General features: G+C 58.8%; 14 protein-coding genes. All 14 read left to right on the forward strand.

Annotated elements, in window-relative coordinates:
• Nucleotides 1-230 precede the first annotated feature (230 nt).
• Nucleotides 231-935, forward strand: a complete 705-nt coding sequence (locus tag DX909_RS28190; RefSeq protein WP_128548602.1) for an NUDIX hydrolase — start codon at nt 231-233, stop codon at nt 933-935.
• A gap of 143 nt (nt 936-1,078) precedes the next feature.
• Nucleotides 1,079-2,743 (forward strand): ribulokinase, encoded by a 1,665-nt coding sequence (locus DX909_RS28195; RefSeq protein ID WP_128548603.1) that lies wholly within the window; start codon nt 1,079-1,081, stop codon nt 2,741-2,743.
• 36 nt (nt 2,744-2,779) lie between these two features.
• Nucleotides 2,780-4,285 carry an L-arabinose isomerase gene (gene araA, locus DX909_RS28200; RefSeq protein ID WP_128548604.1) on the forward strand — a complete coding sequence of 502 codons (1,506 nt, stop codon included), beginning with the start codon at nt 2,780-2,782 and terminating at the stop codon, nt 4,283-4,285.
• A gap of 8 nt (nt 4,286-4,293) precedes the next feature.
• Nucleotides 4,294-5,838 (forward strand): alpha-N-arabinofuranosidase, encoded by a 1,545-nt coding sequence (locus DX909_RS28205; protein WP_128548605.1) that lies wholly within the window; start codon nt 4,294-4,296, stop codon nt 5,836-5,838.
• Nucleotides 5,839-5,840: 2 nt separating this feature from the next.
• Nucleotides 5,841-6,539 (forward strand): L-ribulose-5-phosphate 4-epimerase, encoded by a 699-nt coding sequence (locus tag DX909_RS28210; protein WP_128548606.1) that lies wholly within the window; start codon nt 5,841-5,843, stop codon nt 6,537-6,539.
• 56 nt (nt 6,540-6,595) lie between these two features.
• Entirely contained in the window at nt 6,596-8,251 is a 1,656-nt protein-coding gene (locus tag DX909_RS28215; RefSeq protein WP_128548607.1) for a sodium/sugar symporter, read from the forward strand.
• A gap of 36 nt (nt 8,252-8,287) precedes the next feature.
• Entirely contained in the window at nt 8,288-9,964 is a 1,677-nt protein-coding gene (locus tag DX909_RS28220; RefSeq protein ID WP_374755881.1) for a glycoside hydrolase family 43 protein, read from the forward strand.
• Nucleotides 9,965-10,038: 74 nt separating this feature from the next.
• The gene (locus tag DX909_RS28225) at nt 10,039-10,527 is read left to right on the forward strand and encodes a VOC family protein (protein ID WP_229311234.1); all 489 of its coding nucleotides are present in this window, start codon (nt 10,039-10,041) and stop codon (nt 10,525-10,527) included.
• A gap of 33 nt (nt 10,528-10,560) precedes the next feature.
• A complete protein-coding gene (locus DX909_RS28230; RefSeq protein ID WP_128548610.1) occupies nt 10,561-12,144 on the forward strand; it encodes a glycoside hydrolase family 43 protein in 1,584 nt (527 codons plus the stop codon).
• A 35-nt stretch (nt 12,145-12,179) separates the two neighbouring features.
• Nucleotides 12,180-13,037 (forward strand): sialate O-acetylesterase, encoded by an 858-nt coding sequence (locus tag DX909_RS28235; protein WP_128548611.1) that lies wholly within the window; start codon nt 12,180-12,182, stop codon nt 13,035-13,037.
• A 30-nt stretch (nt 13,038-13,067) separates the two neighbouring features.
• Nucleotides 13,068-14,006, forward strand: a complete 939-nt coding sequence (locus tag DX909_RS28240) for an alpha/beta hydrolase (RefSeq protein WP_128548612.1) — start codon at nt 13,068-13,070, stop codon at nt 14,004-14,006.
• Nucleotides 14,007-14,037: 31 nt separating this feature from the next.
• Nucleotides 14,038-15,201, forward strand: a complete 1,164-nt coding sequence (locus DX909_RS28245; RefSeq protein ID WP_128548613.1) for an alpha/beta hydrolase — start codon at nt 14,038-14,040, stop codon at nt 15,199-15,201.
• A gap of 12 nt (nt 15,202-15,213) precedes the next feature.
• A complete protein-coding gene (locus DX909_RS28250) occupies nt 15,214-16,293 on the forward strand; it encodes an alpha/beta hydrolase (protein ID WP_128548614.1) in 1,080 nt (359 codons plus the stop codon).
• 25 nt (nt 16,294-16,318) lie between these two features.
• Entirely contained in the window at nt 16,319-17,440 is a 1,122-nt protein-coding gene (locus DX909_RS28255) for an alpha/beta hydrolase-fold protein (RefSeq protein WP_128548615.1), read from the forward strand.
• The last annotated feature ends 19 nt before the right edge of the window (nt 17,441-17,459 follow it).

Below are 17,459 nucleotides of genomic sequence, written 5' to 3' on the forward strand. Positions count from 1 at the left end.
GGTTGCGAGCGTATGGCCCGGTGAATCACAAGCTAAAAAGCATTTGTAGATTAAACCAACCCGCAGGCGTAAAGTTGATCGTAAGGGGGAATTTTAGCCCTGGGCGACGATAGGCCGTCATTGATCTATTTACTACAGTTTTTTTGGATAAAAAATAATTATTCTTATAATTGTGTCGCAATTACACAATTTTGCATTTTACCTTAGCCGGGGAAGCTTTCAGTAACCTTATGCCCTATTCGCATACCCACCGAGTACTGGTAGCGCTTGACTGTATCATCTTCGGCTTCGACGGTGAAGGGCTCAATCTATTACTGATCAAGCGGAACTTCGAACCGGAATCCGGGAAGTGGTCGCTGATGGGCGGGTTTCTCAATGACGGCGAAAGCCTGGAAGAGGCTGCCCATCGTATTCTATATGACCTCACCGGGCTCGACAATAATTACCTGGAACAGTTTCAGACATTTGGGGCCATCGGCCGCGACCCGGTCGAACGCACCATCTCGGTCGCCTATTATTCCCTGGTCAATATTGAGGATCAGGACGTAAACGCCATCCGGTCGCATAACGCTTCCTGGATCAGTCTTACCAAAAAACCCAGGCTCATCTTCGACCATGACCTGATGGTACAGGAGGCTTTAAAAAGACTGCGCACGAAAGCCGCTCTGAATCCGATCGGGTTTGAGCTGCTGCCGGAAAAATTTACCATTCCGCAGCTTCAGAAGCTGTATGAGGCCATTTACGATACCCGACTGGACCGCCGGAATTTCAGCCGGAAAATCCTTTCGACGCGCTTATTGGTCGGAACCGGCGAAAAAGACATGAGTTCCCAGACCAAAAAAGGACAGCTTTATACCCTGGATGCCCATGAGTATGCCAGACAGCAAAAAGGCAATTACAGCTTTATGCCCGAACTGATCATGGCGGATTTTTAAGGTTCCGATGCAGACCGGTGCTGAACGGAAACCGGGATTCCCGGATGAATCCACCATCGTCTCCGGAATTGTGTCATATCAACACGATTGACCCGTTTTTGACCGGGCCACTCATTCGTTCGACAGATTTTAACAGGCAATCTATGAAGACTCCCTATGTCATTGGCGTCGATTTCGGCACGGACTCGGTTCGGGCACTGGTGGTGAATGCCCTGACGGGCGAAGTGGCGGGAACCTGCGTCCACGAGTACCCCCGCTGGAAACAGGGGCTTTACTGTGACGCGTCCCGGTCCCAGTTCCGCCAGCACCCGCTCGACTACGTCGAAGGGCTCGAAGCGTCCATAAAAGGCGCTCTGGAACCCGTGCCGGCCGGGGTAAAGGCCGGCGTCGTCGGTATTTCCATCGATACGACCGGCTCCACGCCCGTGGCCGTCGATGCGTCGGGAACGCCCCTGGCGCTGCTGCCGGAGTTTGCCGAAAATCCGAACGGCATGTTCATCCTCTGGAAAGACCATACCGCCAATGCCGAAGCGGAGGAAATCAACGCGCTGGCGGGCAGGTGGGATACCGACTATACCAAATACGTGGGCGGTATCTACTCGTCGGAGTGGTTCTGGGCCAAAATCCTGCACACGCTCCGGGTCGATGCCGCGGTTCGGGAAAAAGCCTTCTCCTGGGTCGAACACTGCGACTGGATTTCGGCCGTCCTGACCGGCAATACCGATCCGCTGGCGATGAAACGCTCGCGCTGCGCGGCCGGTCACAAAGCCATGTGGCACGAGGAGTTTCAGGGCTTGCCTTCGGAAGAGTTTCTGACCACTCTCGACCCGCTCCTGACCGGCCTGCGCGGCCGACTGTTCCGGGATAGTTATACCGCCGACGAAGCGATGGGAACGCTCTCCGCGGAATGGGCCGGTCGGCTGGGCCTGCCGGCCGGCGTCACGATCGGGGTCGGCGCGTTCGACTGCCACATGGGCGCCGTCGGTGCGCAGATTACGCCGTACACGTTTGTCCGGGTCATGGGCACTTCCACCTGCGACATGCTCATTGCGCCCAGGGAGGAAATCGGCCATCTGCTGATTCGCGGCATCTGCGGGCAGGTGGATGGTTCCATCCTTCCGGGGATGCTGGGCATGGAAGCGGGACAGTCGGCTTTCGGCGACGTGTATGCCTGGTTTCAGCGGATGATCGAAGCGCCGGTCCGGGAGTTGCTGGGCGAGGAGGCCGCCCGCCGGCTGGCGGAAAAGCTGATCCCGACGCTTAGCGAAAAGGCCGCCCAACTCCCGGTGACGGAGGAAGATCCGGTGGCCGTCGACTGGTTCAACGGACGCCGGACGCCCGATGCGAACCATACGCTGAAAGGCGCCGTCACGGGCCTGAACCTGGGCAGCGATGCCGTGCGGTTTTTCAAGGCGCTGGTCGAAGCGACGGCCTTCGGCTCCAAAGCAATCGTCGAACGGTTTCTGTCCGAAAACGTGCCGATCCGGAAGGTCATCGCCATCGGGGGCGTCGCCAAAAAGTCGCCGTTTGTGATGCAGACGCTCGCCGACGTGCTGAATATGCCCATCCAGATCGCGACCTCGGAACAGGCCTGCGCCCTCGGGGCCGCCATGTGCGCGGCCGTGGCGGCCGGGGTTCACCCGAGCATGGAAGCCGCCCAGGCCGCGATGGGGTCCGGGTTCGAGACTACCTACCAGCCGCGCCCGGAGGTGGTTCCCGTCTACGCCCGGCTGTATCAGCAATACCTGAAACTGGGCCGTTTTCTGGAAGCCCTGCCCGTTCGCACGACCGACCTGCAGGCGGTTTGATCTCAATGTGTATTCATCCTCTATCTCCATAAATTAATGTTCGATTTACAGCAGTTCGAGGTCTGGTTTGTTACCGGTAGCCAGCACCTCTACGGCGAAGAAACCCTGCGGGTAGTGGCCGAACACTCCACCCGGATTGCCGAATCCTTTGATAAAGACACCCGGATTCCCGTTCGGGTGGTATTCAAGCCGGTGGTGAAAACGCCGGACGAAATCTACGCCCTGTGTCAGGAAGCCAATGTGGCACCCCACTGCGTCGGGCTGATTGCGTGGATGCACACGTTTTCCCCCGCCAAGATGTGGATTCGCGGGCTGAACCTCCTCAAAAAGCCCCTGCTGCACCTGCACACCCAGTTCAACCGGGACATTCCGTGGGACAGCATCGACATGGATTTCATGAACCTGAACCAGTCGGCGCACGGCGACCGGGAGTTCGGTTTCATGATGACCCGGATGCGGTTGAACCGCAAGGTGGTTGTAGGACATTGGGAGTCGGCCGACGTGCTGGAGAAAGTCGGACACTGGACGCGCGTAGCCGTGGCCGCCCGGGAGCTGAAAACCCTGAAAGTCTGCCGCTTCGGCGACAATATGCGGCAGGTGGCCGTCACGGAAGGCGATAAGGTGGCCGCCGAAATCACCTTCGGCCTGTCGGTGAACACGTACGGGATCGGCGACCTCGTGGCCGTGATCGACCAGATTTCCGACGCGGAGGTGGACCGGCTCACTCAGGAATACGCCGACCGTTATACGCTCGTGGCTGCCCTCGCGAAAGGCGGGGCGCAGCATGCTTCCCTGCGCGATGCCGCCCGCATCGAGCTGGGCATCCGGGCCTTTCTGGAGGAGGGCGGTTTCGGGGCCTTCACCGATACGTTCGAAGACCTCCACGGCATGGCCCAGCTGCCGGGGATTGCCGCCCAGCGCCTGATGGCCGACGGATACGGGTTTGCCGGTGAAGGTGACTGGAAAACCGCGGCTATGGTCCGGACCCTCAAGGTGATGGCGGCCGGTCTGCCGGGCGGCAATTCCTTCATGGAGGACTATACCTACCACTTCGATCCGGCCAACCCGCTGGTGCTGGGGTCCCATATGCTCGAAATCTGCCCCTCGATTGCCGCCGACAAACCGTCGTGCGAAATCCATCCGCTGGGCATCGGAGGAAAAGCCGATCCGGTGCGGCTGGTGTTCAATGCCGGTCCGACGCAGCGGCCCGGCGGTGCCGCCCTGAACGTGTCGCTGGTCGATCTGGGAAACCGCTTCCGGATGATCGTCAACGAAGTGGAAGCGGTGGCGGTCACCGAAGCCCTGCCGAAGCTGCCGGTGGCCCGTGCCCTGTGGAAACCCCTTCCCGACATGGCGACGGGCTGCGCGGCCTGGATTCTGGCCGGTGGCGCGCACCACACCGTGTTCAGCCAGAACCTGACGACGGAACACCTGGAGGACTTCGCCGAACTGTTCGGCGTGGAACTGGTCGTCATCGACCGTACTACCAGCCTTCGACAACTGAAAAACGAACTGCGGTGGAGCGAAGCCGCCTATAAGTAAGCCATTCTATGAAAAAATATCTCCTATCTCTTGGTCTTGCGGGGCTGTCGCTTTCGGCCCCGGCCCAGAACCGGGTGACGGTCAGCGCCGATGAGGGCAAGACCGTCATCAGTCGCCACATCTACGGCCATTTTGCCGAACACCTCGGCCGGTGCATCTACGACGGCTTTTACGTCGGGGAGGGCAATACGAAGATTCCGAACAAAAACGGCGTGCGGCTGGATGTCGTGGAAGCCCTGAAGAAGATGAAAATCCCGAACCTGCGCTGGCCGGGCGGGTGCTTCGCCGATACCTACCACTGGAAAGATGGGATCGGCCCCAAAGCCGGGCGACCCAAAATCGTGAACACCTGGTGGGGGGGCGTCACCGAAGACAACAGCTTCGGCACGCACGACTTCCTGAATATGTGCGAACTGCTCGGGACGGAGCCGTACCTGGCCGGCAACGTCGGCAGCGGAACGGTGCAGGACCTGAGCGAGTGGGTGCAGTACGTCAATTTCCCCAGCAACAGCCCCATGTCGGCCCTTCGGCAGAAGAACGGCCGGAAAACACCCTGGAACGTGCGGTATTGGGGGGTGGGGAATGAAGCCTGGGGATGCGGAGGGAACATGACGGCCGATTATTACGCCAACATCTACCGCCAGTATGCAACGTTCATGGAGCAGAAGGTGGGGAACGAAAAGCTGTTCCGCATCGCGTCGGGCGCCAGTTCCGACGACTTCAACTGGACTGAAACCCTCATGAAAAACATTCCCGGCAAAATGGTCGAGGGCCTGGCCCTTCATCATTATTCGGTTTTCAGCTGGGATGAAGGGCAGAAAGGCTCCTCGACCGACTTCACCGAAGCCGAGTATTTCCGGACCATGAAGCAGGCGCTCCGGATGGACGAACTGATCCGGAAGCACTCCGACATCATGGATAAGTACGATCCCGAAAAGAAAGTGGCGCTGGTGGTCGATGAATGGGGAGCGTGGTACAACGTCGAGCCGGGGACCAACCCGGGTTTTCTCTACCAGCAGAACACCATGCGCGACGCCATTCTGGCCGGCGCCACCCTCAACATCTTCCACAAATACGCCGACCGGGTCCGCATGGCCAACCTGGCGCAGGCCGTCAACGTGCTCCAGTCGGTGATTCTCACCAAAGGAGAAAAAATGCTGCTGACGCCCACGTATCACGTCATGGAGATGTACAACGTCCATCAGGACGCCACCCTGCTGCCGGTGGAGGTGAAGACGGAGGACTACGCCGTGGGGGGTGATAAGCTGCCGGCGGTATCGGTCTCTGCCTCGCGCGACAAGGCGGGCAAAACGCATCTCTCCCTGGTCAACGTCGACGCCGGAAAACCGCAGGAGGTGACCGTGAGCCTGAAGGGCCTCAAAACGTCGGCGGTATCGGGCCGCATCCTGACCTCGGCCAGAGTGCAGGACCACAACACTTTCGAAAATCCCGGAAAAGTAAGACCGTCCGAATTTAAAGGCGCTGCGCTGAAAGGGGAGTCATTGACCGTTACCCTGCCGCCGGTTTCGGTGGTGGTGCTTGAACTGAACTGATGATGTACGAGACACTTCGAGACGAATGCTACGAGGCCAACCTGCAGCTGCCGAAGCTGGGGCTGGTGCTGTTTACCTTCGGGAACGTCAGCGCGGCCGACCGCGACAAAGCCGTGTTTGCCATCAAACCGAGCGGAGTTCCCTACGACCGGCTGAAACCGGCCGACATCGTCATCATGGATTATGACGCCCGCGTGGTGGACGGCAGCCTGCGCCCGTCGTCGGACACCAAAACCCACGCGCTGCTGTACAAAACCTGGAGCGACATCGGCGGCATCACCCACACCCACAGCACCTACGCCGTGGCCTGGGCGCAGGCCGGCCGGGACATTCCCATCTTCGGAACCACCCATGCCGACCATACCCACCAGGACATCCCCTGCGCTCCGGTCCTGACCGACGCCATGATCGAGGGGGATTACGAGCACGAAACCGGCAACCAGATTTTCGACGTGTTCCGGCAGAAGGGACTGTCATACCGGGAAACCGAAATGGTGCTGCTCCAGAATCACGGGCCGTTTACCTGGGGGAAAACCGCCGAAAAGTCGGTGTACAACGCGGCCGTGCTGGAGGAGCTGGCCCGCATGGCCTACCTGACGCTCCAGATCAACCCCGAAACGCCCCGCATCAAGGATACCCTGCGCATGAAGCACTACGAGCGAAAACACGGCAGCAATGCCTACTACGGGCAGGGCTGCTGACCCGTTCCCCGACCGACGCATAAACCTAAACCCATTCCTACCCCTGGCTGATTACCATGAAACTGGGACTTGAACCTGTCGATTACATTATCTTCTTTATCTACTTCGTCTGCGTGGCGGCCTACGGTTTCTGGGTGTATCGCCATAAAGGCCGGCAGAACGCCGACTCGAAGGACTTTTTCCTGGCCGAGGGCTCGCTGACCTGGTGGGCCATCGGAGCCTCGATCATTGCCTCCAACATCTCCGCCGAGCAGTTTATCGGGATGAGCGGGCAGGCTTTCCAGCTTGGCCTGGCCATCTCGGTGTACGAGCTGGTGGGCGGGCTGTCGCTGGTGGTGATCGCCATCTATTTCCTGCCCATGTACATCAAAAACAAGATCTACACCATGCCGCAGTTTCTCCAGATGCGGTATGACGGGCGGCTGGCGACCATCATGGCGGTTTTCTGGCTGTTTCTGTACATCCTCGTCAACCTGACGTCGATCATTTACCTCGGCGCCCTGAGCCTGGAAAAGATGACCGGCTTTTCCTTCATGGCCTGCGCCGTGTTCCTGACCACCTTTGCGGTTTTCATTACCCTGGGCGGCATGAAGGTCATCGGCTATACGGACGTCATTCAGGTGATCTGTCTGGTCGTGGGCGGGCTGGCGACGACCTATCTGGCGCTCCAGCTGCTGTCCGACAAAGTGGGCACGGGCGCGGGCGTCTTCGAGGGGCTTTCCCTGATTCAGCAGAAGGCCGACAGCCACATGCACATGATGTTCAGCCCCGGCGAATACCAGGTCCACGACGGCCGCGGGGGCTACATCGACGCCTACAAACAGCTTCCGGGCCTGATGATGTTCATCATCGGCGGGCAGTGGATCGTCAACTTCAACTACTTCGGCTGTAATCAGTATATGACCCAGCGCGCGCTGGGCGCCGACCTGCCCACCGCCCGCAAGGGGGTGTTGTTCGCGGCTTTTCTGAAGCTGCTGATGCCGTTCATCGTGGTCCTGCCGGGGCTGGCGGCCTATGTGCTCTTTCAGGAAAATGCCGACGCGGCCATCGTCGGCGGCATTACCGAGAACAGCATCGTGAAGCCCGACAATGCCTATCCGGTGCTGCTCAACATCCTGCCGGCCGGGCTGAAGGGGCTGGCGTTTGCGGCCCTGACGGCGGCCATCGTGGCCTCGCTGGCGGGCAAGGCCAACTCCATCTCGACCATCTATATGCTCGATATTCACAAGAAGTTCTTCAACCCGAACCTGAGCGAGAAACGCACGGTCTGGCTGGGCCGGGTGGCCATTGTCGTTTCCTTCCTGGTTGCGCTGGTGATCAGCCCGTTCCTGAAAAATTTCGGGCAGGGTTTTGAATACATTCAGGAGTACACCGGGTTCATTTCACCCGGCATCCTGTCCATTTTTCTGCTGGGTTTCTTCTGGAAAAAGGCCCGTACGCAGGGCGCGCTGGCGGCTGCTCTGCTCAGTATTCCGCTGTCGACGCTGTTCAAGTTTCAGGTGCCGGACATGCCGTTCCTGAACCGCATGGGAGTGGTTTTCTGGATCTGTACCGCCGTCCATATCCTGATCAGCCTGGCCGTTTCGCGCGGCAAAGACAGTCCGAACGCGTTTCAGGTCGATCACCGCTGGTTCCGCACCGATTCTTCCTTTCGGATGGGTGCCGTAGCCGTTTGCAGCCTGCTCCTGGTCATTTATATCGTATTCTGGTAAGTATTTGAAAATGAAAAGTATCCGCTTCGAATAATGATGAAAAAGTATTTGTTGAGTATCGTTCTGCTGGTGTGTTTCGGGCTGACCGGCCCGGTTGGGCTGGCGCAGACCACCCTGGTCAATCCCATCCTGACCGGATTTTACCCCGATCCGAGTATTGTCCGGGTCGGAACGGATTACTATCTGGTCAATTCCACCTTCTCCTACTTCCCCGGTATTCCGGTTTTTCACAGCAAAGACCTGAAAAACTGGAAGCAGATCGGCAACGTCATCGACCGGCCCGGGCAGATGGATTTCATGGGCGAACCGATGACCCGGGGGCTCTTTGCGCCGGCCATCAGTCATTACAAGGGGGTGTATTACGTGACCTGCACCGACATCGACCACGACGGCAACTTTGTCGTCACGGCCAGGAATCCCGCCGGGCCGTGGAGCAATCCGGTCAAACTGCCGCAGGTGAGGGGCATCGACCCGTCCATTTACTTCGACGAAGAAACCGACAAAGCCTATATCCTTTACAACAGCGACGCCCCCGACCGCAAACCGCTGTATTCGGGCCACCGTACCATCCGGATGTATGAATTCGATTACCGGAACCTGAAGGTGACCGGCGAGGAGAAGCAATTGGTGAACGGCGGGGTGGACCTCTCCAAAAAGCCGGTCTGGATCGAAGCCCCGCACATTCTGAAAAGAAATGGGTGGTATTACCTCTACGCGGCCGAAGGCGGCACCTCGGTCAACCATACGGAGGTGGTTTTCCGCAGTAAGGACGTCTGGGGGCCGTATGTCCCCTACGAAAACAACCCGATTCTGACCCAGAAGGGATTGCCCGAAGACCGCAAGGACCCCGTGACTTCGGCAGGCCACGCGCAGCTGGTGGAGGGTCCCGATGGAAAATGGTATGCCATCTTTCTGGCCGTCCGCCCCTACGAAGGCGACTACTACAACACGGGCCGGGAGACCTTCATCGCGCCGGTCGAGTGGAAAAACGACTGGCCGATCATCAACCCCGACAGCAGGGAAATCAAATACGCCTATCCGGTCGGCTATAAGGAGGTGAAGCCGAAAGGGGCGCTTCCCCAATCCGGTAATTTCGACTACACCCTGACCTTCGATAAGGCGCTCGATCCGGCTCTGCTGTTCATGCGGACGCACGACAACAGCTGGTATTCGCTCTCCAAAAAGCAGGGGCTGACGCTCCGGCTCAAACCGGAAACCGTGATGGAGAAAGGCAATCCCGCCTTCATCGGCAAACGCCAGCAGCACCTGAACAGCCTGGCCGAAACGGAGCTGGTATTCAGTCCGAAATCGGAGAAGGAAAAAGCGGGCCTGATCATTTTCCAGGATGAAGGCCACTTCTACTTTCTGGCCAAATCGACCACGCAGGGGAAAGAAGTTATTCAGCTTTATAAAAGCAAACCCCGGGAAAAGGACATGGAATTGCTGGCCGAAGTGCCGGCCGGCACCTCCGGAAAAACCGGCCTTCGCATTGCCTCCCAAGGCGACGCGTACAGCTTTTATGTATCGACGGATGCAAAAAACTGGACTTCCCTGAAAGAGAACATCGACGCTAAATTCCTGAGCACCAAAACCGCGGGTGGGTTCATCGGCTGCGTGTACGGCCTTTACGCCACGTCTTCGGGCGAAAGCGGCAGCAATACCGCATCGTTCCGCTACCTGAAATACCGGGGCGACGATCCCATGTTTAAATAACCCGTTATTCCTAACCCTTATTTATGTACGCTTTCAAACCCATGAAATCAGCAGCCACGACCTTTTTCCTTTTGATGATTACCCTGCTTTCGAGCGGAATCGTCCGGGCACAATCCAACTTCAGCAGCAAGGTAATCGGGGTAGGCGTCGTGGTTGCCGACCTCGAACGCTCTCTGGACTTTTACGTCAACGGCATTGGGATGGTGAAAACCGGGAGTTTCACCATCAACGAGGAATTTTCCAAACGCTCCGGTCTGGCCGACGGGGCCTCGGCTGCGGTCACGATTCTGAAGCTGGAAAACAGCCCCGAATCCACCGACTGGAAGCTGATGAGTTTCGGAAAAAAGGCGTCGCATCCGCAGCAGAAATCGATTCAGGACGACACGGGCATGCAGTACATCACGATCAACGTCAAGGCGTTGAAACCGATTGTCGAGCGGCTCCGCCAGATGAAGGTGCCCTTTCTGGGCAGCACCCCGACCCCCCTGAACGGCAAAACGCAGTTCGTGCTGGTGCAGGACCCCGACGGGACGTTCATCGAACTGATCGGCCCCATGGAATAACCGGTTCTTATCCCTGCCCTGATCCTCCGTTTCATGAAAAACCTGCCTGTTCGTTTGGGGTTGCTGGTCGTCGGCCTGCTGGGGACGCTGATTTCGGCCGATGCCCAAACCGCCCGGAATCCGGTCCTGTTCGCCGATGTGCCGGATATGGCCATGATCCGGGTCGGCGACACGTATTACATGAGCAGCACGACCATGCACCTGAGCCCCGGCCTGCCGATCATGAAATCGAAGGACCTCGTGAACTGGCAGCTGGTCGGCTATGCCTACGATACGCTGGCGAACGTGGATGCGCTGAATCTGACCAACGGCAAAAGCACCTATGGGCGCGGCTCGTGGGCCAGCAGCCTGCGCTATCACAACGGCATCTACTACGCAACGACGTTCGCCCAGACCACCGGAAAAACGTATATCTACACCACCCGGGACATTGAAAAAGGCCCCTGGAAAGCGGTTTCTTTTAGCCCTGCCTACCACGATCATACGTTGTTTTTCGATGACGACGGGCGGGTGTATCTGATCTACGGCGCGGGTAAACTCCGGCTGGTCGAACTGACGGCCGACGCATCGGGGGTGAAACCCGGTACTACGGAACAAATCCTGATCGAAAACGCAAGCCTTCCTTCGGGAACCGGCGGGGGCCTGCCCGCCGAAGGGTCACAGCTCTTTAAGGTGAACGGCAAATACTATCTGTTCAACATCACCTGGCCGCGGGGCGGCATGCGCACGGTGGTGATCCACCGAGCCGACCGGCTCACCGGCCCCTGGGAAGGGAGAATCGGGTTGCAGGACCGGGGTGTGGCCCAGGGCGGTCTGATCGACACGCCCGATGGCCGCTGGTTCGCCTACCTGTTCCGCGATTCCGGCGGGGTGGGCCGCATCCCCTATCTGGTACCGGTCCGGTGGGAAGACGGCTGGCCGGTATTGGGCGTCGACGGCAAAGTACCCGAAACGCTCGACCTTCCGGCGAGCAAAGGGCTGATGCCGGGCCTCGTGGCTTCGGATGAGTTCACCCGAAAAAAAGGGGATCCTGCGCTGCCGCTGGTCTGGCAATGGAATCACAATCCCGATAACGACCTCTGGTCGGTGGCGGAGCGGAAAGGCTACCTCCGGCTGAGAACCGGACGGACGGACACCTCGTTCGTGATGGCCCGGAACACGCTCACCCAGCGAACCATAGGCCCGGAATGTGCGGGGACCACGCTGCTCGATGCGTCGAACCTGAAGGACGGGGACTTTGCGGGTCTGGGGTTGCTGCAGAAGAATTTCGGTCTGGTGGGCGTGAAGGCCGAAGCCGGAAGCCGGTTCGTCGTCATGGTCAGCGCCGGGTCGGGAAAGCCGGTGGAGGTGCAGCGGGTTCCCCTGAGCCGGAAGACGGTCTATCTGAAAGCGGAGTGTGATTTCCGGGACCGGAAGGACACCGCCCGGTTTTTTTACAGCCTCGACGGCAAAGCGTGGCTCCCGATCGGCGAACCGCTGAAGATGCCCTACACTATTCCTCATTTTATGGGGTACCGGTTCGGGCTGTTCAACTATGCGGCCAAAGAGCCGGGCGGTTTTGCCGACTTTGATTATTTCCGGGTGAACGATACCATAACTCAGCCATCAACGAATTGACATTCAAGACGATACTTTATTCCTGACCCTTTTCTATGAATAGAAGATTTTCGGCCGCTGCTCTTCTCCTCTGCCTGCTGTTTGGCCGGAGTGCATCGGCTCAGGACAAAAACTTTTACATTTTCCTCTGCTTCGGGCAGTCCAACATGGAGGGGAATGCGAAGATCGAACCGCAGGATACGGTCAGCGTCGACCCCCGGTTTCAGGTGATGGAAGCCGTGGACTGTCCCGCGCTGAACCGGAAAATGGGCCAATGGTACACGGCCGTTCCGCCCCTGTGCCGGTGCCGGACGGGCCTGACCCCCGCCGACTATTTCGGTCGGGAGATGGTGGCGAATCTTCCCGAAAAGGTGCGGGTGGGCGTCATCAACGTGTCGGTGGGCGGCTGTAAAATCGAGCTGTTCGACAAAGACCGGTACGAGTCGTATACCGTCGGAGTGCCGGGCTGGATGAAGAACATGATCCGGGAGTACGACGGAAACCCGTATGCCCGGCTGGTCGAAATGGCGAAACTGGCGCAGAAGGACGGCGTCATCAAGGGGATTCTCCTGCACCAGGGCGAATCCAACACCAACGACACCCTGTGGACGAAAAAGGTGAAGATCGTCTATGACAACCTGATGAAGGACCTGAACCTGAAACCCAGGAAAGTGCCGCTCCTGGCCGGAGAAACCGTGAACGCCGACCAGGGCGGTGTGTGTGCCTCCATGAACCGGATCATTGCCACCCTCCCCCAAACCCTCCGAAACGCCCATGTGATTTCGTCGGCGGGCTGCACCGACGCGGCCGACAATCTGCACTTCGATGCCGCCGGATACCGGGAGCTGGGGAGACGCTACGCCACCCAAATGCTGAACCTGCTGGGCTATACGATGCCGACCGAAGGAAATTAGCCCGACGGAATCCGGAATAAACCCGAAACGATGAAACCCTTTCGCTCGATCACTCTATTCGAAAACTGCCCCGCAAAAGCCGGAAGGCGGTTGCTGAGCCTGTTGTTGCTGGCTTCTTTTATAGCCGAAGCTCAGGAGATCATTCCGCTGTACACGGCCGCCGTTCCCAATTCCAAAACCGCCGACGTGCAGGAAACCGGAGCGGAATCCGGGGTTCTGCGGGGCATTACCCGGCCCACGCTGGAGTATTACAAACCCGCCGGCGACAAAGCCTCCGGGGCGGCCGTCGTGATCGTTCCGGGCGGGGGATACGGGGTGATCGTATACCGGGGTGAAGGCATCGAGATCGCCAAAGCCCTGGCCGAAAAAGGCATTGCGGCTTTCATCCTGAAATACCGGCTTCCCAACGATGCCATCATGCCCGACAAAAAAATCGGACCGCTCCAGGATGCCCAGCAGGCCATCAGGCTGGTTCGGGAGAACGCGTCCCGGTGGGGTGTCGATCCAAACAAGATCGGCATCATGGGCTTTTCGGCCGGGGGGCACCTGGCATCCTCGGCAGCGACGCACTACGACAAAGCCTATGGGAACAATGAGAACGGCACCTCCCTGCGCCCTGATTTTCAGATCCTGATCTATCCGGTGATCAGCATGAAGGACAGTCTGGCGCACGGCGGCTCGCGCACGAACCTGCTGGGCAAAAATCCCACCCCGCAGGACAAAGCACTGTTTTCCAACGAGCTTCAGGTTCGGGCCGATACACCGCCCGCCTATCTGACCCACGCGGCCGACGACAAGGTGGTCGACGTCGACAACAGCATTCTGTATTTCGAAAAACTGAGAAAACTGAAGGTGCCGGTGGAAATGCACATCTATCCGAAAGGCGATCACGGTTTCATCTTCCGCCACCCCGGCTGGATGGAGCCGCTCTTTGCCTGGATGCGACAGAATAACTGGATTAAAAACTAAGGATCGCTTACTCATTCCTAAATCATAAAAGATGATGTCCAAATCCTTCTTCCGCTTTCAGTGGGTCTGGCTGCTTCTGGCCCTGAGCGGTCCGATCCTGGCCCAGCCGCCCCGCGGCCCGCTGGTGGTATCGCCCCAAGTGAACCCCGATAAGACCGTTACGTTCCGGTATCTGGCCCCTTCGGCCGGTGAGGTAAAGCTGAGCGCGCAGTTCGAGAAAGCGCCGGTGGCGATGACCAGAGATGCCCAGGGAATCTGGAGCGTCACGGTGGGGCCGGTAAAACCGGATATCTACCCCTACAGCTTTCAGGTCGACGGCGTTACGGTGATGGACCCGGCCAACGTGGCCTTCTTTCCCAACGAACGCTTCAAGGCCAGCCTCGTCGACGTCCCCGGTGATACACCCCTGATCCATGCCATGCGCGACGTGCCGCACGGCGCCGTTCACTATGAATATTACCCCTCGATCGAGGGAACGACGGGTTCGCTGGTGGTCTATACGCCCCCGGGTTACGACCAGTTTCCCTCCAGAAAGTACCCGGTTTTTTACCTCATCAGCGGCACGACCGATACGGAGGAAACCTTTTTCAAAGTCGGGAAAACCAACCTGATTCTGGATAACCTGATCGCGGAAGGCCGGGCGAGACACATGATCATCGTGATGCCCTACGGCAATATGGCGGCCCGGGTGGCCGAGCAGAAAGGCGGTTCCAAACCCGCCGACCCGACCGTCCGCGACGGGGCCGATGCGGTGAAACGGGCGAAAGATTTTGAAACCGACCTGGTCACCAACGTGATTCCCTACATCGAAAAGAGTTACCGGACGGTTCCCGGCCGCGAGAACCGGGCCATCGGGGGCTTTTCGCGTGGGGGTGGGCAGACCCTGCGGACGGCCTTCGGGAACCTGGACAAATTTGCCTGGGTGTGCAGCTACAGCTCCTACCTGTCGCCCCAGGAAATGGACCGCAGCTTCCCGCAGATCGGCGGAAACCCCGACCAGACCAACCGCCAGCTGAAACTGCTGTGGGTGAGTGTGGGTAGCGATGATTTTCTCTACAAGGGCACCGTCGAGTTCATGGATTACCTGAAGGACAAAAAGGTGCAGTTCAAAAGCCGGATTACCGACGGCGGCCACACCTGGATGAACGTCAAAAAATACGTGGCCGAAACCGCCCCCCTCCTGTTCCAACCCTAAACGCCTTCACCCATGAAATGCCTTGTATACCTCCTTATCGTCGGGATGACCGCGTCCTTTTCCGCCCGGGCGCAGCCACGGCCGCCGGCCATCAGTTCGCCCGAGGTCCATCCGGATCACAGCATCACCTTCCGGTATTTTTCGAAGAAAGCCGGCCGGGTCACCCTGAGCGGGGAGTTCCTGAAAGCGCCCGTGGCGATGACCAGAGACACGGCGGGCGTCTGGAGCGTGACCGTGCCGCCCGTCAAACCGGACATCTACCCCTACAGCTTCCGGGTGGACAGCGTCCAGATCGCCGACCCCAGCAATACCTACATATTCGCCAACGAACGCTTCAAACGCAGCATCGTCGATGTGCCCGGCGACCGGCCGCTGGTACATTCGCTCCGGAACGTACCGCACGGCAAAATCAGCTACCGGTATTACAAATCCGGTACGCTGGGGACCACGCGCCCCCTGCTCGTCTACACTCCGCCGGGATTCGATCCGAACGGCAAAACCCGGTACCCGGTGCTGTACCTGATTCACGGCGGCTCCGATACGGAAGAAACCTGGACCAAAGTAGGCCGTGCCCACCTGATCGCCGACAACCTGATTGCGGAGAAAAAGGCGAAACCGATGATCATCGTCATGCCCTACGGCAACGTGCGCCCGGCCCCTATGCCCGATTTTACGAAGGACATGGTGAACGACATCGTGCCGTTCATCGAATCCAGTTACCCGGTTCTGAAGGAAAGCCGGGGCCGGGCGGTCGCCGGGTTTTCGGTCGGGGGTGGGCAGACGCTGAACATCGGCCTGACCCACCCCGACAAGTTCGCCTACGTATGCTCGTATGCGCCCTTCACGGCGACCGACGAGTTCAGGAAGAACTTCACCGACTGGTCGCCGGACGCGGGCAGGCTGAACAAACAGCTGAAGCTGTTCACCATTAGCGTCGGAACGGAAGACTTTCTGTTTGAGCCGGTGAAGCAGAACATTGCCATGTTCCAGGAGAAGAAGCTGCCGGTAAAGAGCTACATCGTTCCGGGCGGCCATACCTGGATGAACTGTAAGCAATACCTGGCGACCACCCTCCAGGAGATTTTTCAATAACATCCATTCCTAAATTCCTCATCCCATGATTCGCAACACCTTACTGGCACTGGCCCTCGTCGCGGCAGCCGCGGCAGGCAGTGCCGCGCAGACCGGTTCATCTTCCGTTCGGGAAGATTTCAAACCCTCCGTCCTGAACCAGCCGGGGCAGGAATACCCGCAGGTCAACTCGCAGGGCTACGTCCGGTTCCGGGTCAAGGCGCCCCTCGCCGACAGTGTGAAGGTGAGCCTGGGCCTCGGCGGCAGAGGAGGCACGAAGCTCACCAGAGGGGAGGACGGCTTCTGGACCGGCACCACCGAAGGGCCCATGGACGAAGGCTTTCATTATTACCACCTGACGGTCGACGGCGGCACTTTCAACGACCCCGGCACCCTGAACTACTACGGCTCCGTTCGCTGGGAAAGCGGTATCGAGGTTCCCGCCCACGATCAGGATTTTTATGCTCTGAAGGAGGTCCCTCACGGGAAGGTGGAGCAGGTTCTTTTTCCCTCGAAAAGCACCGGCACGGCCCGCCGGGCCTTTGTATACACCCCGCCCGGCTACGACCGGGACCCGGCAAAAAAATATCCGGTGCTGTACCTGCAGCACGGCTGGGGCGAGGACGAAACGGCCTGGAGCAACCAGGGGCGCGCCAACCTGATCATGGACAACCTGATCGCCGAAGGGAAAGTCAACCCGTTCATCATCGTGATGACCTACGGAATGACCAACGAAGTGAAGTGGGGGAAGATCCGGGAGTTTAAGATCGAGCCGTTCCAGACGGTCCTGACCGACGAGCTGATTCCCTACGTCGACGCCCATTTCCGCACCCTGGCCAACCGGGAGAACCGGGCCATGGCCGGGCTCTCGATGGGCGGTATGGAAACGCGCCTGATTACGCTCAATAAACCCGATCTGTTTGGCTATTACGGCCTGCTCAGCGGTGGAGTCTATTCGCCCGAAGACCTGAAGGATAAGGCAAAGGCGAAACTGATCTTCCTGAGCTGCGGCAGCAAGGAACGGCCCGACAACGTAAAAAACGCGGCAGCCGCCCTGAAAGGAGCCGGTTACAATGCCGTTTCCTACATCTCGGAAAATACCGCCCACGAGTTCCTGACCTGGCGTCGCAGTTTGCGCGAACTGGCTCCGCTGCTATTCAAAAATTGATGCCGGTTTCCGGAACGCC

The sequence above is a fragment of the Larkinella soli genome (assembly GCF_003703975.1).
Classification (GTDB): Bacteria; Bacteroidota; Bacteroidia; order Cytophagales; family Spirosomataceae; genus Larkinella; species Larkinella soli.